Origin of the sequence: Paenibacillus sp. BC26, from assembly GCF_900116125.1 — a bacterium.
Lineage (GTDB): Bacteria > Bacillota > Bacilli > Paenibacillales > Paenibacillaceae > Paenibacillus_Z > Paenibacillus_Z lignilyticus.
This window is the reverse complement of the sequence record NZ_FPAD01000002.1, coordinates 735,404-757,611: the sequence shown is the minus strand read 5'-3', so window position 1 is coordinate 757,611 and position 22,208 is coordinate 735,404. Positions and strand designations below refer to the sequence as shown.

The window sequence follows — 22,208 nt, the reverse complement described above, 5'->3', positions numbered from 1 at the left end:
CTGCACACCTGCACTCACACCCACACTCACTGCACCAACTGCACCAACTGCACCAACTGCACCAACTGCACCAACTGCACCCACCAACACTGCAACTGCAGCAAACCTTCGAACCGACCGCAAACCTTCGTAACTTCAGCAAGATCCGTACCACCACACTCACCACACCCACCACACCCACCACACTCACCACACCCACCACACTCACCACACTCACCACACTCACCACACCTACCACACTCACCACACCCACCACACCCACCAACATTTCAATCGCAGCAAATATCCACACCGACCGCAAACCTTCGTGACTCCCGTTTTCCTCCGTCAATCCGGCACCTCGCACCCCGCACACCGGACCTCATAAACCTTCAATTTCACTCTAGCCTTACTATTTTTCACTCCAATAAGCGAATATAGCGCATTTTGAGATCAAACTAACACGTCTTGAGTTCGAAAGCGGATATACCGCTAACAGTCCCGCAATATTGCCAGATTCGCTCCATTCTCGAGGTTATTTCTTCGCGAGAGTCGGAAAACCCGACTCTCAGCGGCAAATCCGCTGCAAAAACAAGCTGAGAGTCGGAAAACCCGACTCTCAGCGGCAAATCCGCTGCAAAAACAAGCTGAGAGTCGGGAAATCCGTCTCTCAGCAACCAAACTAACTGAATCCTGTCAGCGCCGGAGGCTGAGAGTCGGAAAACCCGACTCTTAGTGCCAAATCCGCTGCAAAAACAAGCTGAGAGTCGGGAAATCCGTCTCTCAGCAACCAAACTAACCGAATGCCGTGCTCGTTGAATGCTGAGAGTGCGAAAACCGAACTCTCAACAGCAAGAACACTCGAAAGAGAAGCTGAAAGTTTCAAAACAGAACTCTCAGCAACCAAACCAACCCATTCCGCGCATGCAAGCCGTGACCGAGAGTCCGGAAACCATCCCCCAACGCGCCACCACCAGTTCATGTCTCTTCACATGGACTTCATTTATGCGTGCTATTGTGAATAGCGGAGAACAAATAGAGAGGTGGAATCCTAACCTTATGGATCGTTCCAGTTTGAAATTAATGGCCGCAGCAATGCTGCTGACGGCGATGCTGACGGGATGCGGCGCGCAAAACGACGAGCAGCAGCCGACTAATAACGGACAAGCGGCTGTCGGCGGATTTAATGGCGGCGGTGTGAATCAGCCGGATCGGACGGCGGACTTTTTGGCTAAAGTGGTGAAGGTGTCAGGCGAATCGATTATCGTGCAGAAATCAACGTTATCTCCGGCGGATATGCCGCGCGGCGGTGGCGGGTTCGGAGGCGGCGTTGGCCAACGTCCGAATCGGGACGGGCAAGCCCAATCCGGCGAAGGCCGAGAAGGCAACGGCACGGCACCTGAGGGGGAAGCTCCCCCAGCCGGCAACGGCACCGCATCGCAAGGCGATGCCCCGGCTGATGCCCCTCAAGGCAACGCCGGCGCAGACGGCGCACAAGGCGGCAAGCGTCAAGGCGGCAGATTCGGAAGCGGCGCAGGCTTCATGGATCAAATGAAATTCGAAGATGCGCAGACAACGGTAGCGGTGGATGCCGACACGGAGATCGTAACGATGAGCCGCGGTCAAGATGGCATGACTACCAAAGCGCTCAAAGCCGCTGATCTCAAAGAAGGCGACATCCTTACCGTATGGCTGTCCTCCGATAACAAGACGGCGCAGTATATCACGCTCCGGTTCAATCCGGGAACCCAAGGAAAGGCAGGAAACGGGCAATGAGAAAATGGTGGCTGCTCGGAATCGGTGTGCTGCTAGTTGCGGCCGCAGTAGTGGTTTATATGAAAATGGGAACGAAGGAGAAGCCGTTGGCACAGGTGCAATCCACGACCCAAGTAGTTAAAGGTACGATTGAGGTCCATGTGAGCGGAACAGGCAGCTTGGCTCCGCTCGACAAACAAACGGTTAAAGCGTCCGAGCAAGGTACGGTCGATAAAGTTAACGTGAAAGAAGGCGACATCGTCAAGAAAGGCGATGTATTGCTCACAATCGAAGGCGTCGACAACTCCGACAAAATCAAATCGGAAAAGCTCAACCTCGAAAGCAAGCTGCTAGACTTGGAGGATACGCAGTCCAAGCTGAAAACAGCGACAGAGGAAGCCGACATTTCCAACATTAAACTGAGCTTGAAGAAACAACAGCTGGCGATCGAGCAATCCAGAACATCGATTGCCGACTTGGAGGATGGCCAAGAAGGAAGCACCATGACAGCGCCAATCGATGGCACAGTTACAACGTTGTCGATTGCCGCAGGGGACTCTTTGAATCCTTCGACCGAAGTTCTAACCATCGCGAATTATGCATCTTTGCAAATGGTGGTTGGCATCGACGAGCTCGATATTGCCAAGGTGAAAGCAGGCCAAAGCGCAACAATATCCGTTGAAGCATTGGCTGATCAGACCTTCACAGGCAAAGTGGTCAAAATCGCTGACGAAGGTACGGCAAGCAACGGAGTAGCATCATTTGACGTTACAGTTGCCTTGGATAAAGCGCAAAATCTCAAGAGCGGCATGTCCGCGGAAGCCAGCATCGAGATCGAGAAGAAAGAAAATACGCTGATGCTGCCGATTGATGCCGTTCAATCGTTAGGCAAACGTTACATGGTTATGCTCCCGGCCGGAACGCAAACGGCAAGTACCGGTGCTGCAGGCGGGCAAACCCCGCCAAGCGACGTTAAAACAGATGCGACGACGGATAAAGCGGGCACTAGCGGCGATCAGCAAACGCAGGGCCAAGGTCAGGGCAGAGGCCAATTCAGCGGCCAAGCAGGAGCAGGCGGAGGTCAGTTCGCCGGTCGCGCAGGCGGCAGAAACGGCGCAAACAGCCGCTTCGGCAACGGCGTTCCGCAAATGATTGAAGTCGGCATTCATAATGAAGACTTTATCGAAGTTTTGTCCGGACTTAAAGAAGGAGACAAAGTTGTGGTACCAACCGTTGTAGCTTCAACCGGTACAACCGGGGCGCAAGCAGGCTTCGCAGGTGCAGCAGGAGGCTTCGGCGGGTTTGGCGGCGGAGGCGGCTTCGGCGGAGGCGGCGGTGTTCGAGTCGAACGCGCAGCAGGCGGAGGCGGAGCTCAGACGCGTGCCGGAGGTACGCAAGGCGGAGGCGGTGGAGGCACCGGCGGCGGAGGATCACGCTAATGGAAGCAAACCGTGAGCCACTCATTCATATCGAGAACTTGTCCAAACTGTACAAAATGGGCGGGGAAACCGTCCACGCACTTAGCGACATTTCGCTGAAGGTCGACTATGGCGATTTTATCGCCATCATCGGACCATCGGGTTCCGGCAAGTCGACGCTGATGAACGTTATCGGCTGTTTGGATGCGCCGACCGAAGGCAAGTATTGGCTGGATGGCGAGGAAGTCAGCCGGCTTCGGGAGAACAGGCTCGCTGAAATTCGCAACAGCAAGATCGGGTTTATTTTTCAAGGCTTCAATTTGCTCAATAAGCTGTCGGCGCTTGAAAATGTGGAGCTTCCGCTCATCTACCGTGGCATTCCGGCCAAGCAGCGCAAGGAGCAGGCTATCGAGGCGCTCACCAAGGTGGGACTCGAAGAGCGCGTCAAGCATAAACCAAGCGAGCTGTCCGGCGGACAACAGCAGCGCGTAGCCATTGCAAGAGCATTGGCGGGCAACCCGCCGATTCTGCTGGCCGATGAGCCGACCGGAGCACTTGATACCCGTACGGGGATCGAGGTTATGGGGCTGATGAAGGAATTGAACAAGCAAGGACATACCATTGTCCTCATTACGCATGATACGGCGATTTCGCAGCAAGCGCGGCGGGTTGTGCGGATTCAAGATGGTCAAATCAGTGAAGAAGGCGGTGAGAGACGTGAACGTCAGTCAAGCCTTCAAAATGGCGGCTAAAAGCATCCTATCCAATAAAATGAGATCGCTGCTCACGATGCTGGGCATCATTATCGGGGTAGCGGCCGTTATTGCCTTGGTCGGTGTCGGCCAAGGGACCACGAAGCAGGTCACCGATCAGGTGGAGAGCTTAGGCACCAACCTGCTCACGGTCAATATTACGGGGCGAGGCTCCAAGACGACCGTGGATTATACGGAAGCGGAAGAGATTACGGCGAAGGATGACATTGCATTCGCCGCTCCGATTAATCAGTCGAACGCAACCGTTAAGAACGGTAGCGAAAGCACGTCGGTCAGCGTAGTAGGCACGACGGAAGACTACCTGGACGTGAAGGAATATCAAGTAGCGGCAGGACGGTTCGTAGCGCAGATCGACCTCGATTATTATCAGAAAATCGCGGTGCTCGGATCGACGACGGCGACGGATCTGTTCGGTACGACGAACGCGGTCGGCCAAACGTTTCTGATCAACGGGGTCAGGTACAAAGTGGTTGGCGTGCTGGCTTCCAAGGGGAGCTCGCTGACAGGCTCAAACGATGAGGTTGTCGTAATCCCGATTACAACGGCGGAGAGGTTGTTTAAGTCCAAAGGGGTCAAGACGATCAACGTGCAAGTGGCGGATGCGGACAAAATGGATGCAGTCGTGACGGAGCTCGAAACTGCGCTGACGAAGAAGTTCCGCGGCGATACGGACAGCTTCCGCGTCTTCAACCAGCAGGATTTGCTTGATTCCTTCAGCAGCATCTCGGATACGCTGTCGCTCGCGCTTGGCGGCGTTGCAGCCATTTCCCTGCTTGTTGGCGGCATCGGCATCATGAATATTATGCTCGTGTCCGTCACCGAACGGACGCGGGAAATCGGCATACGCAAAGCGATTGGCGCGAAGAAAAAGGATATCTTGACTCAATTCCTGATCGAGGCCATCGCCTTAAGTGGTCTAGGCGGTTTGCTGGGTGTGGGGATCGGTGTCGGAGCCTCGCAGCTGTTATCCAAGGCGATGAGCATGACGGTCGTCTTGTCGCTGCCGATTATCGGCTTGGCATTCGGATTCTCGGTCTTCATCGGCGTGGTGTTCGGCCTGTTTCCGGCGAACAAAGCATCTAATCTTAGACCGATTGAAGCACTGCGATTTGAATAGCTCACAAGAGGAGTACGCAGGTGTGAGGGGAAGCCTTCTCGTCTGCGCTCCTCTTTTTTATATCCTCACCGTCCTATTTATTATATTTACGATAGGGATTCAACTCCGATAAAGTAGCCTTATGGATGTCTACTACTAGAAAGAGGTGCTCGCGTTGAAATCGAAATTCACTTATACACCGCCGGCTAACGGTTACCCCGAATGGAACAATAATCCCGAAATTTTTGAACTGAACCGAATGAAGGCGCATGCTACTCTGATGCCCTTCGATTCTATAGAAGAAGCACTTAACGGCGATCGCCATGCATCTCGCAGCAGCTTATCGCTGAACGGCAAGTGGAAATTCGCTTTCGCCGAAACGCCCGAGAAGCGAATCGCCAACTTCTACGAAGAGAACTACGACGCGAGCAGCTGGGACGAAATCGCAGTACCGGGACATTGGCAGCTGCAAGGCTACGATTACCCGCAGTATACGAATATCCGTTACCCGTGGGAAGTATCGGAGCCGGACCTGAAGCCTCCTTTTGCCCCGACCAAATATAATCCTGTCGGCTCTTATGTACGCAGCTTTTCGGTTCCTGACGAATGGCAGGGCCAGCCTGTATTTATCAGCTTCCAAGGTGTGGAATCGGCTTTCTACGTCTGGGTGAACGGCGAGCTGGTCGGTTACAGCGAGGATACGTTTACGCCTGCTGAGTTCGATCTTACGCCTTATCTGCGTGCGGGCGACAACAAGCTGGCCGTCGAAGTGTATCGTTGGTGCGATGCCAGCTGGCTCGAGGATCAGGATTTCTGGCGGATGAGCGGGATATTCCGTGAAGTATATTTGTATACGACGCCGAAAGCGCATATCTACGACTTCTTCGTCACGACAGAGCTTGACGATGCGTACCGCGATGCCGAGCTGAAACTGAAAGCAACCATCATGAACTACTGGGAAGCGGATCTCGGGACGGTAACGGTCGAAGCGCAATTGTATGACAGCAAGCGACAGCCGGTTCTGGCACAGCCTATCGTGGTAACCACAACGCTTGGCAGCAGCGAAGCGGAAGTCGAGATCGAAGCCTCCGTGCAAGTGGCCAATCCGCTCAAGTGGAGCGCAGAGCAGCCGAACCTATACACGCTTGTCATCAGCCTGAAGGATGCCGAGCAGAAGCAGCTCGAGACGATCAGCACCCAAACAGGCTTCCGTAAGTTTGAAATCAAGAATGGGCTCATGCTCATTAACGGGCAGCGCATCGTGTTCAAAGGAACCAATCGTCATGAATTCTCTTGTCATACCGGCCGTGCGCTGGGGCTGGAGGATATGATTACGGACGTCAAATTGATGAAAACTCATAATATCAATGCTGTCCGCACTTCGCATTATCCGAACCATCCGCTCTGGTATGAGCTGTGCAATCAATATGGGTTGTACGTTATCGACGAGACGAATCTTGAAACGCACGGCAGCTGGGCATACGATCAAATGGAGCTGCTGCCGCACAACGTGCCGGCCAGTAACCCGGCATGGACAGCCAATGTGCTGGATCGGGCCAACTCCATGATGCAGCGGGATAAGAACCATCCGTCCATCATCATTTGGTCGCTCGGGAACGAATCTTTCGGCGGCGACAATTTTGTCAAAATGCATGATTTCCTTCGCGAAGCAGATCCGTCGCGTCTTGTTCATTATGAAGGCGTAACCATGTGGAGAGAATCGGCAGATGCGACGGATATGGAGAGCTTCATGTACGCGAAGCCGCATAAGCTGGCTGAGTATGCTCACGATCACCGTCCGAAGAAGCCTTATATTCTATGCGAATACAGTCATGCCATGGGCAACTCCTGCGGCGGCTTGCATATTTACACGGAGCTGTTCGACAAGCATCCGGTGCTGCAAGGCGGATTTATTTGGGACTGGGTGGATCAAGCGATCTGGACGACCGGCGAAGACGGCGTCTCCTATATGGCTTATGGAGGAGATTTCGGAGAACAGCCGCATGACGGCAATTTCTGCGGCAACGGGTTGATTTTCGCGGATCGTTCCATCTCGCCTAAACTGCTGGAAGTGAAGAAATGCTACCAAAATATTGCTATTACCGAAGTGGACGGCAAACAAGGGCTGTATCGGATTCAGAACAAGAACTTGTTCACGAATTTGGATGCCTATACGTTGCAGTGGTTGGTTGCAATTGATGGTGTACGTTCAGCTGAGGGCAGCCTGATTGTATCCGTGGCGCCGGGCGAAGCTGGGGAGATTACACTTCCGTTGCCGGTTCGTGAGAATCAAGCGGGGGAAGCTGTCCTAACGATCAGCTTCGTCACGACAGCGGCTGCAGAATGGGCCGCTGCCGGTCATGAAGTGGCGTTCGAGCAATTTGTCCTTGCCGCTTCGAAGCAGGCGCTTGCGGGCTCTGTACGCGCGGAGAGCAGCGGTGCTGTGGAAGTGAAAGAACTCGATGATGTGTTGGAAGTGAAAGGGGCCGGTTTCTCTGCATGCTTCGATCAAACAACCGGCAGCCTCGTATCCTACAAGGTTGGTGGAACGGAGCTGCTGAAGAGCGCGCTTGCGCCTAACTTCTGGCGCGCGTACACCGACAATGATCGCGGCAACAAGCATCATGAACGTTGCGCGACTTGGCGGAGTGCCGGCGAAGAACGCGTGCTGCATGCGCTTCGCTATGAGGCGCTGGCCGACCGCGTAATCGTGCATGCGGAGTATCTGCTGCCGACGACAGTGGAATCGGCTTGCTCCATCACGTACACGGTCATGGGCAACGGTGCGATTCAAGTGCTGCAGCAGCTGGCGCCGGGGGAGGGCCTTCCGGAAATTCCGGAAATCGGCATGATGCTCGTTATGGACGGCTCCTTCGAGAACCTGGAGTGGTATGGCAAAGGGCCGCACGAATCGTATTGGGATCGCCAAGGCAGCGCGAAGCTCGGCTTGTACCAAGGCACACCGGCCGAGCAATTCGTTCCCTATCTGCGTCCGCAAGAGTGCGGCAACAAGATGGGCGTACGCCGTGCAGCAATTGGCAACGGCTCCGGAGCGACGCTCCATATCACCGGCGCACCTTCGTTTGAACTGAACGTGCTGCCATATACCCCTTTTGAGCTGGAAGCGCATGACCATGTTTATAAGCTGCCGGCCAGCGAGAAGACGGTTGTACGCATCAACTACAAGCAAATGGGCGTAGGCGGGGATGACAGCTGGGGCGCGATGCCGCATCCGCAATATTTGCTGCAAGCGAACAAGACGTACGCATTCTCCTTCACTCTGCAAGGCAAATAAGTAAAAAAGCGTCCCGTGCTGCAAGGTGTATGGAGTTCATACACCAAGCGCACGGGACGCTTCTGTTATTAGTTATCGACGATGACCTTCGTGCCTTCATCGATTCCTTTTTTAATTTCGACCTCAGCACTAGTCTTGAGACCGACTTCAACGTCGACTTCTTTAACCCGATCATTCTCGATGATCTTCACGTAATTGCGGCCGAACATGCTGTTTAAGCTGCCGCGCGGGATGATGAGGACATTACTGCGTTTCTCGATAAACAGCTTAATGTCAGCCAAAGTACCGATCTCAACCTGTGGTTTCGGTGCATCAAGCGCGATGATGAGCGCCCTTGCATTGCGTCGTTTGATCGTATCGACATCGCTCTTAGGTGCTGTTGCAGGCGTTTGGATAACGGTTCCCTTGTAGGTTTTCTTATCGACCGTGACGTCAACCTCAATGCCCTTCTTCACAGCGGCGATCTTGGAAGCGTCCGTTGCCTCGTAGATGAAATTGACTTTATTCGGATTGGAGATGATTGCCATCGTCTGCAGCGCTTCTACCGTTTCGCCCGGCTTGAGCTCATTCAGGTACGTAATGATTCCGTCTGCCGGAGAAACAAGAAGCGACTTCTCATACTGTTTGCGCAGGGCATCGAGCTGAAGCTGTTCTTTCTCCAAGTCGATATGGGCGAGTTTGGTTTCTTCCACATCGCCGCCCTTTACGGCATCGGAGTAACGCAGCGAGCGCTGTTCAACGGTAAGCTCCTGTAGCTTGATCCGGAGCGGCAAATCCCCGGTATCGAGCTCGGCAATCGGTGAACCGGCTTTCACGGTATCTCCGGGCTGCACGTACAGCTTCTTCAAGCGTTCGCCGGATTCCGGGAACGAGACGGATTGATTCGTATCGGAAGAAGCGGTTGCGGTAGAGGATAAATAGAGTTCCATATTGCCGCGTTTGACGGCTTCTGTTTCGTGAATTTCTTCTTTCTTGCTTAGAATAGGGGGCTGAAGCGACTCTTCTTCAGCAGGAAGCAAGGAGCAGCTGCTGAGTATCAGAGCGGCTAGCGATCCCATGAGTGACATGCGCAGCAATGAAATGGAAGTACGATTACGGAACTTCGGCACGAGATAATCTCCCCTCATAATGGGCACTTATTGGAAGGACAAGCGTCACTACTATGTAAAGAATAACGGCACTGTATAGCGATGTCAACGATTACATTTCCAAATATTAGTTGGGAATTTTGCTTAAGAATGGATAATTGTCACTTCGAAGCGATTATGCTAAGGTTTGCAGGTAGACTAGGATTCAACTTATCGCATCGCGGTAAGGTTGCATGGAGAAAGGTGGTTGGGGAGTTTGGCTACAGCTTCACCACGCACGGCCGTTTTGCAAACCGGTACGCTGTACATCATTTTGTTTGCAATCAGTGCCGTGCATTTATTGAATGATACGATGCAGGCCGTCGTATCCGCACTGTTTCCTGTCTTTGAAAAATCACTTCATCTAAGCTACGGGCAAATGGGCTGGATCGCCTTTACGCTGAATATGACTTCCTCCGTCATGCAGCCTGTCGTGGGATACTTCTCTGACAAACGGCCGATGCCTTGGATGCTGCCGATCGGCATGGGGCTTAGCTTGCTCGGAATGGCCGGACTAGCCTATGCACCGAATTTCCTTTCCGTAATCGGAGCCGTCGTGTTTATCGGCCTCGGCTCGGCGGTATTCCATCCGGAAGGCTCGCGAGTCGTCTATTTCGCAGCCGGAGGGCGCCGAGGGCTGGCGCAATCCATCTATCAAGTTGGCGGCAATGCAGGAAGCTCGCTGGCTCCGCTGATGACGATCTTTATCTTCTTGCCGCTGGGTCAGCCGGGCGCGATCTGGGGGACGTTACTGGCAGCTGCGGCTATCGCCATTCTATTGCGTGTTGTCCCTTGGTACAAAGGGCAGCTGGATCAGCACGGGAGGCCGGTTAAGAAATCCGCTAAAACAGCAACTCAGAACGGCGCGGCAGGTCAAAGCCGCGGCGTCATTATTTTTGCCATGACGATATTGATTCTGCTCGTATTCTCCCGATCGTGGTATTTCAGCGGCATCTCGAACTTCTATAACTTCTTCGCCGTAGAGAAATATGGGCTGTCGACCAAGGCAGCGCAAGTACCGATCTTTATCTTCATGGCAGCAGGCGTGCTCGGCACGTTCTTCGGCGGCGTACTTGCCGATAAGTTCGGCCGCAAGCGGATGATTATGTTCTCGATCGGCGGTGCTTCACCATTCGCGCTGCTCCTGCCGCATTTGTCTATCGGGTGGGTGTATCCGATAAGCTTCGTGCTTGGCTTCATCCTGCTGTCCGGTTTCTCCGTCAGCGTCGTGTACGCGCAGGAGCTCATCCCGAACAACGTCGGCATGGCGTCAGGGCTCATTACGGGACTTGCCTTCGGCATGGGAGCGCTCGGCGCCATCATCCTGGGACATGCGGCTGAAGCTTGGGGGCTGACGAAGGTGATGAACTACTCCAGCGTCCTCCCGATGATCGGCTTATTGGCGATCATGCTGCCGCCCGATCGCCGCGAGACGGCGTAAGCTAGTATAGCGATGCCTGATGGGAAGAAGCGGTAAAGAGCATACCTGATGGGCATGGAGACAGGCGTTTAAGAGATGCATGAGCATGCCCGATGGGCGTAGAGGCAGGCGTTTAAGAGATGCATGAGCATGCCCGATGGGCGTAGAGGCAGGCGTTAATGAGATGCATGAGCATGCCCGATGGGCGTAGAGGCAGGCGTTAATGAGATGCATGAGCATGCCTGATGGGCATGAAACTAGGCTGTCCCGCAGGCGCGCGATGCGACTTGTGGGGCAGCTTTTTATTTTGCTTCTGGGCGCATGCTAGAAATGCTGCTGGATTTGCAACATAATAACCATTTCAAGGCCGATTACAGCTAAATGTTGCCCGTTTTGCAACATTTTCAGGAGAATGTGTGGAAGAAAAGCATATGGAGGCAAGAATGTTGAAATAAGCGCAACATTTTCTGCAAAGTACCTCATTAACTACTGAAATGTAGCACAGAAAGCAATATTTCATCTAGAAGGCGCGGTCAATCGGAGGTGATGGACAATCGACAACCCGCATCCGCCCCTTGAAACATAGCGTGCCAATCGTATAAGCTAGAGAAGAGCCGTAGGTTGCTGTTAGCAACGGGCGGCCATAACTTAATAAGAGGAGCGTGCATATCGCATGGCGAAGAGTACGGCGAGAAAGCAGCGAGAGAAGAAGCTGCAGCAAGGCGGAATGGATCCAAGAATGCAAAGAGGGAATTGGAACGGTGTGAAGCCTGTGACGAGGGTGAAGCCGGATAAACGGAAATATGCGTATCCGAAGAATGACGATGATCGAGGCTTTAAGCATGCGGCGGCAGCTTAAAGTTTGGATCATCGTCATTCTTTTTTATATTCACCAATCACCGCTGCAAGAGAGGAACTGGTTACCGCTCTTTGGCGAAGCAACGTCGATGCAGGCGACAAAGAGGAACCAGTTACCGCTCTTTGGCGAAGCAATGTCGAAGCAGCATCAAGAGAGGAACCAGTTACCGCTCTTTGGCGAAGCAATGTCGAAGCAGCATCAAGAGAGGAACCAGTTACCGCTCTCTGGAGAAGCAACGACGAAGCAGCATCAAGAGAGGAACTGGTTACCGCTCTTTGGCGAAGCAACGTCGAAGCAACGACATAAGATGTGGCAACAAACGTTTATTGAAATAAACCAAACAAAATGATATATTATCTAGGTAATTATTAAACGAACGATGGAGTTGTTTGTTATGGACATTTCAGAATCCTTTTATACAGCATCGCTGAGCGAGCTAAAGCAAGGATATGTGTACCACGCGGAATCCGATAGCTATTACTGCTTAGTTTGCGGGGAACAATTTGAAGAGGGAATCATCTACACCGTCGATAAACGGATGATGGAAGCTCATAAAGCAGTCGTTAAACATATTGGCAGCGCACATGGATCCATGCTTCAATATCTGCTCGAGCTAGACAAGAAAGCAACGGGTCTAACCGACTTGCAGAAGCAACTGATCGGTGCATTCGCCTCCGGCTCTTCCGATGCAGATATTGTGAAGCAAACCGGCGGCGGCAGCGCGTCAACCATCCGAAATCACCGTTTTGCGCTGAAAGAGAAAGCGAAGCAGGCCAAGCTGTTTCTTGCCATCATGGAGCTGATGGACGGCGGTCTTGCGCAAGGTGCTAAATTTGTGCCTGTGCACCGTACAGCACCATTGGTGGATGAGCGTTTTGCCATTACGCATGATGAATATAAAGCGCTGCTGAACAAGTATCTGCCGCAAGGATTGGCTGGGCCGCTCACGGGTTTGCCGCGTAAGGAGAAACGGAAAGCAGCACTGCTTCGCCACGTTGCAACCAGCTTCAAGAAAGGCCGCAAGTACAAGGAAGTTGAGGTCAACGAGCTGCTTAAGCGGTTCATGGCGGAAGATTACGTGACGTTGAGAAGATACTTGGTCGACTATGGTTTTCTGGACCGCGAGAGCGACGGAAGCGTATATTGGCTCAACTTGTAAGAAGACACAGAGCAACATGAATGGGAAAGACTGAAGGAGGAGTTTACAATGATGAACAGACGTAAGGAATTACAAAACGAATATGGCATGAAGCAGCGCGCGATGGGCGTGTTTCAGATCATCAATGACCGGAATGGCAAACGTTATATCGCCTCATCGCCGACACTTGATTCGGCATGGACGCGCCAGAAGTTCTCGCTCGACATGAACGGCCACATGAACTCCGCGCTTCAAGAGGAGTACAGAGCGCAAGCAGGGGCAGATTTCAGATATGAGGTATTGGAGCAGCTCAGTCTTGGCGAAGAGGTGCGAAATGATTATAAAGATACGCTCATTCCAGGCACGGAGATCGTCGATCGCAATGCCTTGATGAACTACCGCGATTCCCTCAAGCGGCTGGAGAAGAAGTGGCTGGATCAATTACAGCCGTACGAGCCGAACGGTTACAACCGTCCGCCCAAATAGAACCGAATAAGGAGTTATGAACCAAATGAATACTAATCAAGCGGCCGGAGCAGCTGCGGATACAACTTCCCATACTCCGCTGCTGCGGAACCGCTTTTTTCAAACGATCCTCATGTCGAATATTATGCTGCAAATTGGAATATGGGTGCGAAATTTCGCCATCCTACTATATGTGACCGATCAAACGAACAATGATCCCATTGCGGTTTCGCTTATCTCCGTAGCGGAATTTTCACCGATTTTTCTATTCGCCTTCATTGGAGGCACCTTCGCGGACCGCTGGCTTCCGAAGCGAACGATGATATGGTGCGATCTCATGTCGGCCGCATCCGTAGTGCTGGTGCTGATCGCACTTGTGTATGAATCATGGGCCGCGGTCTATTTTGCCACCTTCTTATCTGCAACGTTATCTCAATTCTCGGCACCCTCATCGATGAAGCTGTTTAAGCAGCACGTGCCGCAGGAGCAGCTGCAAAGCGCGATGGGCATCTTCCAAACGCTTATGGCGGTGTTCTTAATTGCCGGGCCATCCGTAGGAACGATCGTGTACCAAAACTTCGGCATTCATGTCTCCATTGGCGTTATGGGAGTTGCAAGTTTCTTATCCGCACTAATCCTGTTCCGACTCCCGCAAGACAAAGCGATCATGCGACGAGATCCGGAAGCGAAGCCAACCTCCGTCATGACGGAAATGAAGGAAGGCCTTCGTTATGTATGGGGCAGCAGAGTACTTCGAACCATGTGCATTACTTTTGCTCTGGCAGGCTTGTCGGGCGGTATTGCGCAAACGTTGGGGCTGTTTGTCGTGACGGAACGACTTGGGCAGCCGAAGGAATTTTTGCAATATGTACTCATGATTAGCGGAATAGGTATGTTAATCGGCGGTGCTTTTATAACGGTCGTGTCGAAGAAGATGTCTCCGGTCAAAATGCTGGCGCTCGCCTTGGGCGTAAGCGCGGTTGGCACAGTCGGCGTTGGTTATTCCATGAACGTACCGTTTACGCTCAGTCTGCAGTTGATCATGGGCATGATTTTTCCCATGGTCCACATCTCGATCAATACGATTATGCTAAAATGGTCGGCGCCTGAATTTATCGGACGCGTCAGCGGTACATTAGGTCCAATGTATATGGGAGCGATGGTGCTCATGATGGCATTGGCCGGACCACTGAAGACAATCCTTCCGTTGACCACGATTTATACGTTGTCCGGATTATTAATGCTAGCCGGGGTGCTGTCGCTGATGCCGCTCTTTAAGCAGCAGGCGCCTGAGCCGGCAGCAACAAGTATATCGGCTTGAAGAAAAATTTCCCAATTACCTGTTGACATCGAAAGGGTCAACAGGTAATATCATGTATAAATCAAAGTAAATCGATAGGAAAAGAACAGTTTGTTCCACCGGATTACCGGAGAGACCAATCATCGAGAGATGAGTGCGTCTCTTTTTTTTATCTCTATTTCCTGTTCAGATTGAAATCCGATGGAGGCTCGAAAAATCCAAATCCAATCCAAGGAGGCAATACCATGAGCAAAGTAGAACAAAATGAAAGCATTGGTCAATCATTCGAGGTACGTCCGGTAGCAGGCAGAATCGGCGCGGAGATTAGAGGGGTTACACTCTCTTCCCATTTAGATGAAGAAACGGTCAGCTTCATTAGAGAAGCGCTGCTGAAGCATAAGGTTGTTTTCTTCCGCGGGCAGCATCAGCTCGATGATGCGGGGCAGGAAGCTTTTGCTCAATTGCTTGGTGATCCGGTAGCTCACCCGACGGTGCCGATCAAACAAGGAACCGATTATGTGTTGGAGCTCAATTCCAATCATGGCGGTCGTGCCGATTCGTGGCATACCGACGTTACTTTCGTGGATGCTTACCCGCAAGCTTCCATACTGCGGGCAGTCGTTGTTCCGGAGTTCGGTGGCGATACGGTCTGGGCGAACACGGCAGCGGCCTACGACAATTTGCCTGCGGAGCTGCAGAAGCTCGTCGATGGCTTGTGGGCAGTCCACTCCAATGAATATGATTATGCAGCTTATCGGAGTAAGCCTATTGATGAGGAGGCGGAGACGAGATACCGCGAAGTATTCGTGTCCACGTTATATGAAACGGAGCACCCGCTCGTTCGGGTACATCCGGAGACAGGGGAGCGGACGCTAATTTTGGGTCATTTTGTGAAACGTATCCTTGGGTTGTCTTCCACAGACTCGGCCCAATTGTTCTCGCTGCTGCAAAATCATGTGACTAAACTTGAGAATACGGTGCGCTGGCGCTGGGCGGAAGGCGATGTCGTTATCTGGGATAACCGGGCAACGCAGCATTATGCGGTTAACGATTACGGCGATCAGCACCGTGTTGTGCGCCGCGTCACGGTCGATGGCGATGTGCCGGTCAGCATTGATGGTCGGAAGAGCGTTACCCGCAAGAAGGTAGGACCGGCAAGTCAAGTGGGAGAGTCTGCGTAAGAACCGATAGCGATTAACACCGATTGAAGTCTGGGAGCCTCGGATGGCGAGATGCTGGAAACAGCTCTCGTTGCCGCGGCTTCTTTCTGTTTGCAGAAAATATACTCTACTTGCCGCTCTTAGGTGTGTATAATGTGATGGTACTTTATACCAACTGTGCGCATGCGAAATTATAGATTCTATTTTCCGGACAGAATAGGGAACCTTTCCGGTGCTCTATCGTCTACTTGATGAGGTGAACGACTTGCAGTTTGATTACTTGAAGCATGTAACAGGCGGCTTAGACCGGCATGCGGTGCTGAATGAGCTTATGGCGGCATACGGCAAAGACGTTTGGAATTTCGCTTTTTTCTATACGCGTTCCAGAGAGCTGGCCGATGATATTTCCCAAGATGTATTCGTAAAGGTGTTTCAACAGCTCTATGAATTTCGCGGGCAATCGTCGATCAAAACATGGCTGCTGGCCATTACCCGCAACACGGCGCGCGACGTGCTGCGGTCGGCATGGATCAGACGCGTGACCTTCTTCGGAGGGCTCGTCCGTCCACAAGAGCAAACTTCGCCCTCGGCGGAGCGGGAAAGCTTCGATAAGCTGATGACCGAGGAACTATGGGCGGTTGTCTTGAAGCTGCCGCAGAAGCTGAGGGAAGTGCTGCTGATGAACAGTCATTATGGACTTTCGATGCAAGAAATGGCGGACATGCTCCACGTATCAGTCGGTACGGTAAAGTCGAGACTTCATCGTGCGCGAGCTGCAGTTAATCGCAGTCTTACCCAAGAAGCGAAGTGGACTGGGGAGGAAGAATGGACATGAAGGAACCGTTGAACAGCTGGGAGGAGAAGCTTGCAGGGAAACCTCCCGTGAAGAATGGGTTCACCTCAGAACTGGAGCATAAAGTGAGGGAGCGCATTCTTATGCAAAATGAGAAAAGAAGGTCACCGTACCGCGCGGTTGCAGCATTGATGAGCATCGTATTGTTGCTTGGCTGCGGCTGGTGGTTCCGCGATGATGTGAAGCAGCTGCTGAAGCCGAATTCGGCGGAGAACATTCCGGCCGCACTTCGCGGTGATCCGCTGAGTGACGGGGAATATACGATCAACATCCATCAGTTTGCGCAGGATGGCAGCATAGAATATCAGATTAAGCGGCCGTTTATTATTCGTCACCCTTCCGTGAAGCTGAATATGATCGATGCGCCAAGAGATTTATATAATGATCCCGATCTGTTTAAAGCCTGGATGGACAAGGAGCAGCCGGACATGCTGCAGCTTCCGTTGAAACTGTTTAAGGAGCTGGCGGCAGACGGAAAGCTCAAGTCATTGGATACGATTGTGAAAGAACATAAATTTGAGCTGGGTACCTTATATCCTCCAATCATTGAGCTGCTGCGGCAGCTTGGCGGAAGCGGCGAGTTATACGGATTGCCGGCAGATTTTAGCACGATGGCTCTCTATATTAATGAAGATGCTTTTGCGAAGCAGGGGATACCGCTGCCTGAAGGCGAGATGTCGCCGGAGGAGATTATGCAGCTTGCCAAACGATTCCAAGGTACGGGGGTTAGCGGACTCGACGCATTGAACATCACTAATAAATTTGCTCTGACCCAATTCTTCGGACAAGTATCCGGGTTGCAGACCTTTAGTAAAGACAATGAAGGCAAAACGGAGGCTACCGTTAATTCCGATGCATGGAAACAAGTTTGGCAATCGGTTGCGGCCGGCTACCGGGAAGGCTGGATTACGCAGCAGAAGCCCTTGGATGTCGGCAAGAACGGCATCATGATGAAGGATATGGGCAAGAATGATGCGTTTGCTCAAGGAAAAATAGCGATGAAGATTGCACCTAGCTATTACTATTCGAACTTGGAGAATTTTAAGTTCGAGGGCGTTATGAAAGTAAATTGGGCGACAGTTTCGCTTCGCGTGGACGCGTCCGCCACGAACCAATTGTCATTCTTGGGCACGAATACCGTGTATGCGATCAATGCGGCTTCAACCCAAGATAATGCGGTCTGGGAGCTGATTTCGTTTATTATAAGCGGCACTTGGCGTAGTGGGCTTGAGAATCCGCAGCTATACACTACTTTATTAGCTGATCAGTCGGTCATGGATGAGAAGGACAGCAAGCACTGGAAAGCATTCTATGAGAATAAGGTTGATCCGGCAAAAGCAGCTGAGGGTTATAGAATGGCTTTCGACAATCGAGCGAAGGTGGAGTTGGACGCCGCCTTGTCCACGCTTGGCGGCGAACAGATGGAAGCCATTGTGAAAGGATCGAAGTCGGTTGATGCAGCGCTTGAGGAATTGCAAAGCACGCTGGAAGCGAGGCTGGCAGGAAAAGGGGATCAGTCACATGAGTAGTGGAATACGTCGCGTTTCATTCATGTGCTTCATCTGCTTACTGGCGGTTAGTTCCCTGCTAAGCGGTTGTATGGCAGATGATCGGACTGCAGGCGGTAACGAGAAAGAAGTCATTCGGATAGCGCTGTCTACGAAGAGCAGCTATCCCTTTACGATCGGGGATTTCGTAACCGCTGCTTTCCCGAATTTCCAAGTTGAGCTTATCGAGATGGAACCGAATTTTAAACCCATATCGACGGAGCAGTACGAGAAGAAGCTGAAAGAAGAGAAGCCGGATCTTGTATTGCTCGGCTACTCCGGCAAATACCCTGAATTGGCGGCTCATGGCGTATTGGAAGATCTGTCGGTGCGGCTGCAAGCAAGCGGGATGAAAGCAGATGATTTCTATCCAGGGATGGTTGATAAAATCAAGCGTGAGGGAGGCGGGAACTTATTCGCGCTCGCCTCTTCCTTTCAAGCCTCGGTTCTCTATTACAACGCGGACTTGTTTAACAAGTATAGGGTAGAGCTGCCTCGGAACGGCATGACCATCATGGATGTCATGCAGCTGGCCGGCCAATTTGCGAAAGCAGGAAGCCGAAAGGATGGGGTAGTAGGCTATCATCAGCCGTTTAGCAGTATGCCGCACAGCCTGCTCCTCAGTCTGTCCAGCTCAGAGGGGCTCCAGTCTTACAGCTTCCAAACCGGTAAAGTAACTGTGGACACGCCTGCTTGGCGCAATCTGTTCGCGACCGTCGTGAATCTCTATAAGAATGGCACCTTCATGATGCAGGATGTCAAAGGGGATATGGTTAATGGTACTTTGATGTTCGACGAAGATGCCGTGAATGAAGCGGATTTGTTTAAGCAAGGAAAATCTGCGATGACGATCGACAGTTACAACAGCATCAAAGGAATGAAGTTCGAAACGGGTAAGGTTACGCCGCCGGTTAGCTCCATCGATACGAGCAGATCTGTCCATCTTGGCGTTTATGATTATATGGCGATCCCGACAGGTGCCCGGAATGCCGATGCGGCATGGCAAATTATCGAGTTCATGCTGAGTGATTATGTGGCGAAGGCCAAATCAGGCATTCAGGACGCGTACAGCATGCCAACGCGCAGGTCCTATATGAGCTACGATCATGACCCGGTGCTGGCGGAGCTGTATGAGACGCTTCCGAGCATCGATCAGAGCTATTCGCTCGAAGGGTATGATCCTAAATTCTTGGAACTGTTTCAGCAGCTTCAGGATCGTGAAGTGAAAGCAGCCGTTAATGGCGAGAAGAGCGTAGACGAATGTATCGCGGCCGTGCAGAAGGAAGGACAAGCATTATTGGAAGCGGCGAAACCGAAAGGATAGTTGGGTCCTCTAAATCTAGCAGAAGTAAAGTGGGGTGACGACGGGTCGTTCAATAGTTGGATGCTTTTTTGGGAGGGATGAATTAATATAAAATTAAATAACTCTTCACATGGGGGGCCTGCCGAATTGAAGATGCCGTTACGCTTATTACAAATCGGTGGCCGCAAGAGCGCGTTAACAACGATGATTATCTCGAATTTGCTCATCTTGTTGATTCCGCTGGCAATGGGACTTTTCTTGTATGCCAAGGTAGAGAAGAGCATGAAGTCGAATGCAACCCGTTCCAATACGGCGATGCTGGAGCAGCTGCGCTTATCACTCGACCAGAAGCTCTCCGAGGTGGACAATCTGATGCGTCAGATTGCGCTTGACCCGAAGCTGGATTACATGCTGAAGATACCGCCTGATGCCGACGGCTCCGATAAATATACGTTCGTAGAGCTGCACGATAAGATGCGCCGGTATCGTACATTGGTAAGTCACTTTATATTCGATTATTATGTTCATTTTACGAAGAGCGACATGATTGTGAAAGACGACCTCATTACCGATTCTCGCACGTTCTACTCCACTTACTACACCTATAATCATTTGCCATACGAGCGATGGCGTGAAGAATTACTCCTGAATGATCAAACCATGACTTATTTGCCAGCGGCAGCGCTTGCTCGGTCGGGTACCTCTACCAATGCCGAGTATATTCCGAAGGAAGTCGTCGTTTACGCGCAATCCCTTCCTTATTTCTCCCCTTCCGATGGACTCGGCCATATTTTCGTGTTGATTGATGTTGAGCAAGTGAAACAGCTGTTCGCGCAGCTGGAATCGGCAAGCCATAGTGAGATTTATATCATCGACGCGATGGACCGCACCATTATGAGTACGAATGATACGCCGCTTCCGCCTGAGCTTCTACAGCTCATGAAGAATCAACATGCACCATTCGAATACCGGATCGACGGCGTGGATCAAATGGTATCCTTCACCTCCTCGCAGGAAGCGGGTTGGAAGTACCTGTCTGTGACCCCGAATGATGTGTTTATGAAACAGGTCAATCAAATCAAGAACTGGTCGACGGGACTATTCGTTTTCTGTGTCATTGCAGGATTGTTTGCGGTTTCGATCGGGGCTTACCGAAATTACAGGCCTCTTCAGAAGATGATCAGCACGATCTTGAATGGCAAAGAAATGATCGGACGCCATGCCATTAATGAATACGAGTTTATCCGGGAAACGATTACGGGCTCTATTCATAATGAGAAAAACTTGCGTCATGCACTTGCGCAGCAAACGCCATTCATCCGCGCGAACTATCTATCCCGCCTCATGCATGGCTATGTGGACGTCGACGTTTCCGCGGATCGTGCGGAGAAGCTTCGTTTCATGGATCTCGCGTTTATCAGTGATCGATTTACAGTCGTACTCGTCCAGATTGAAGGCATACAGGGGATGGAAGAGGAACGATCCGAGGAGCAGTGGGCTCATGCTCGGTTTATCGTTTCCAATATCGGCGTTGATTTGATCGGACATCCCCACAGAGGGTATTCCGTCGAGTTGAATCGGGACAGCCTTGCTTTTCTGATTAATTTGGATGCGGTGGATGGGGAGATCGCCGAAGCCGATATTCGTCAATTTGCTCAAACGTTGTTTGGGATGGCCGCGGACAAGTTCCATATCGATCTCACTGTAGCGTCAGGAGGCATCCATCAGGGACAGAAGGCGGTTCGGGATTCCTATCCGGAAGCCGTTGCGGCACTGGAGTACAGACTCATTATGGGGACCAAATCCATTATTCACTTCCAAGATATCGTGGACGAGAAGCAGCATTTCTATTATCCGCTCGAAATCGAGATCCAGCTGATCAACTTCGTGAGAAGCGGCGATTGGGATAACGTCGAGAAGCTGCTGGACAAGATTTATTCGATGAACTTCAATAAAACACATATCTCACCGGAACTTGGCAAATGTCTATTCTTCAACCTGACAAGCACCCTTATCAAAATATTGAATTCCACGAACACGAACCTGGAAGATGAATTCGGCGTGGAATTCGATCCGATTCGAACGGTCTTCAGCTACACGACGGTGGAAGGCATGCGCTTGAAAACCAATGAGCTGTACGAAACGCTTGCCCGTTCTTACACAGTGGATCGGTCGGATCACAAGGTACAGCTGCTGAAGGAAATTATCCGAATGGCGGATGCCCATCTGGATGATCCTGATCTGGGTTTGGCGATGATCGCAAACCATTTCAACCTGACACCACCCTACATCTCCACGTTCTTCAAGAAGAACCATGGACAGAACCTGATGGACTATATTACGCGTAAACGAATGGAACGCGCGAAGCGATTAATGGAAGACAAGGTGCTGACCAACGCCCAAATCGCGCAGATGGTCGGCTATCAGAATGACGTTGTGTTCATCCGGGCGTTCAAGAAGCTCGAAGGCGTGACACCGGGCAAATACCGGGAGATGCTGTTGCATGATAAAACCGGTTCGGACAATTAATGAGCAGCCTTGGCGGGTTTGCTCATTTTTTTGATATAGCAGACAGTACTGATGATTTTTCATCTCGACTGATTTGTTTTATGGTCGCCGATTTTTCTTACGAAAGTACTGTGCAAGTGAAAAGGTGAAAGTATTCAAGCTCCCTTCTGCCCATCTACACTGAGAGCGAGTGAACAACTCAAGCCAAATCT

17 protein-coding genes are annotated in these 22,208 nt (G+C 51.6%); 16 read left to right on the top strand and 1 reads right to left on the bottom strand.

The window, feature by feature from the left end:
* Positions 1-1,038 precede the first annotated feature (1,038 nt).
* The 5 genes from BM412_RS19525 to BM412_RS19505 all read left to right on the top strand — a co-directional run bounded on the left by BM412_RS19525 (position 1,039) and on the right by BM412_RS19505 (position 8,316).
* The gene (locus tag BM412_RS19525; RefSeq protein ID WP_091222051.1) at positions 1,039-1,755 is read left to right on the top strand and encodes a hypothetical protein; all 717 of its coding nucleotides are present in this window, start codon (positions 1,039-1,041) and stop codon (positions 1,753-1,755) included.
* Positions 1,752-3,173 (top strand): efflux RND transporter periplasmic adaptor subunit, encoded by a 1,422-nt coding sequence (locus BM412_RS32185; RefSeq protein ID WP_091222048.1) that lies wholly within the window; start codon positions 1,752-1,754, stop codon positions 3,171-3,173. Before BM412_RS19525 ends, BM412_RS32185 begins: the two co-directional genes overlap by 4 nt.
* A complete protein-coding gene (locus BM412_RS19515) occupies positions 3,173-3,904 on the top strand; it encodes an ABC transporter ATP-binding protein (protein ID WP_091222046.1) in 732 nt (243 codons plus the stop codon). The genes BM412_RS32185 and BM412_RS19515 overlap by 1 nt, the downstream gene beginning before the upstream one ends.
* Entirely contained in the window at positions 3,870-5,042 is a 1,173-nt protein-coding gene (locus BM412_RS19510) for an ABC transporter permease (protein WP_091222043.1), read from the top strand. Before BM412_RS19515 ends, BM412_RS19510 begins: the two co-directional genes overlap by 35 nt.
* Before the next feature lie 154 nt (positions 5,043-5,196).
* A complete protein-coding gene (locus BM412_RS19505; RefSeq protein WP_177245938.1) occupies positions 5,197-8,316 on the top strand; it encodes a beta-galactosidase, LacZ type in 3,120 nt (1,039 codons plus the stop codon).
* Positions 8,317-8,384: 68 nt separating this feature from the next.
* Here BM412_RS19505 and BM412_RS19500 read toward each other — a convergent pair whose 3' ends face one another.
* Complete coding sequence (locus tag BM412_RS19500) at positions 8,385-9,425, bottom strand: efflux RND transporter periplasmic adaptor subunit (RefSeq protein WP_177245937.1); 1,041 nt, start codon at positions 9,423-9,425, stop codon at positions 8,385-8,387.
* A gap of 235 nt (positions 9,426-9,660) precedes the next feature.
* On the opposite strand from BM412_RS19500, the gene BM412_RS19495 reads away from it, so the two are divergent.
* The 11 genes from BM412_RS19495 (at position 9,661) to BM412_RS19445 (ending at position 22,017) form a co-directional block, all read left to right on the top strand.
* Complete coding sequence (locus tag BM412_RS19495; RefSeq protein WP_256256458.1) at positions 9,661-10,884, top strand: MFS transporter; 1,224 nt, start codon at positions 9,661-9,663, stop codon at positions 10,882-10,884.
* 652 nt (positions 10,885-11,536) lie between these two features.
* Entirely contained in the window at positions 11,537-11,722 is a 186-nt protein-coding gene (locus BM412_RS19490) for a hypothetical protein (protein ID WP_091222037.1), read from the top strand.
* The gene (locus BM412_RS19485) at positions 11,682-12,071 is read left to right on the top strand and encodes a hypothetical protein (protein WP_143111661.1); all 390 of its coding nucleotides are present in this window, start codon (positions 11,682-11,684) and stop codon (positions 12,069-12,071) included. Before BM412_RS19490 ends, BM412_RS19485 begins: the two co-directional genes overlap by 41 nt.
* 45 nt (positions 12,072-12,116) lie before the next feature.
* Positions 12,117-12,881 (top strand): DUF2087 domain-containing protein, encoded by a 765-nt coding sequence (locus BM412_RS19480; protein WP_091222032.1) that lies wholly within the window; start codon positions 12,117-12,119, stop codon positions 12,879-12,881.
* 48 nt (positions 12,882-12,929) lie between these two features.
* Complete coding sequence (locus BM412_RS19475; RefSeq protein WP_091222029.1) at positions 12,930-13,346, top strand: GIY-YIG nuclease family protein; 417 nt, start codon at positions 12,930-12,932, stop codon at positions 13,344-13,346.
* A 25-nt stretch (positions 13,347-13,371) separates the two neighbouring features.
* Positions 13,372-14,646 carry an MFS transporter gene (locus BM412_RS19470; protein WP_091222024.1) on the top strand — a complete coding sequence of 425 codons (1,275 nt, stop codon included), beginning with the start codon at positions 13,372-13,374 and terminating at the stop codon, positions 14,644-14,646.
* A 224-nt stretch (positions 14,647-14,870) separates the two neighbouring features.
* Positions 14,871-15,806 (top strand): TauD/TfdA dioxygenase family protein, encoded by a 936-nt coding sequence (locus BM412_RS19465; protein WP_091222022.1) that lies wholly within the window; start codon positions 14,871-14,873, stop codon positions 15,804-15,806.
* A gap of 211 nt (positions 15,807-16,017) precedes the next feature.
* Complete coding sequence (locus BM412_RS19460) at positions 16,018-16,620, top strand: RNA polymerase sigma factor (RefSeq protein WP_371264837.1); 603 nt, start codon at positions 16,018-16,020, stop codon at positions 16,618-16,620.
* Positions 16,617-18,167 (top strand): ABC transporter substrate-binding protein, encoded by a 1,551-nt coding sequence (locus BM412_RS19455; protein ID WP_177245936.1) that lies wholly within the window; start codon positions 16,617-16,619, stop codon positions 18,165-18,167. The genes BM412_RS19460 and BM412_RS19455 overlap by 4 nt, the downstream gene beginning before the upstream one ends.
* Positions 18,160-19,509, top strand: coding sequence for an ABC transporter substrate-binding protein (locus BM412_RS19450; protein ID WP_177245935.1), 1,350 nt, complete (start codon positions 18,160-18,162; stop codon positions 19,507-19,509). The genes BM412_RS19455 and BM412_RS19450 overlap by 8 nt, the downstream gene beginning before the upstream one ends.
* A gap of 132 nt (positions 19,510-19,641) precedes the next feature.
* Positions 19,642-22,017, top strand: a complete 2,376-nt coding sequence (locus tag BM412_RS19445) for a helix-turn-helix domain-containing protein (RefSeq protein ID WP_091222951.1) — start codon at positions 19,642-19,644, stop codon at positions 22,015-22,017.
* Positions 22,018-22,208 lie beyond the last annotated feature (191 nt).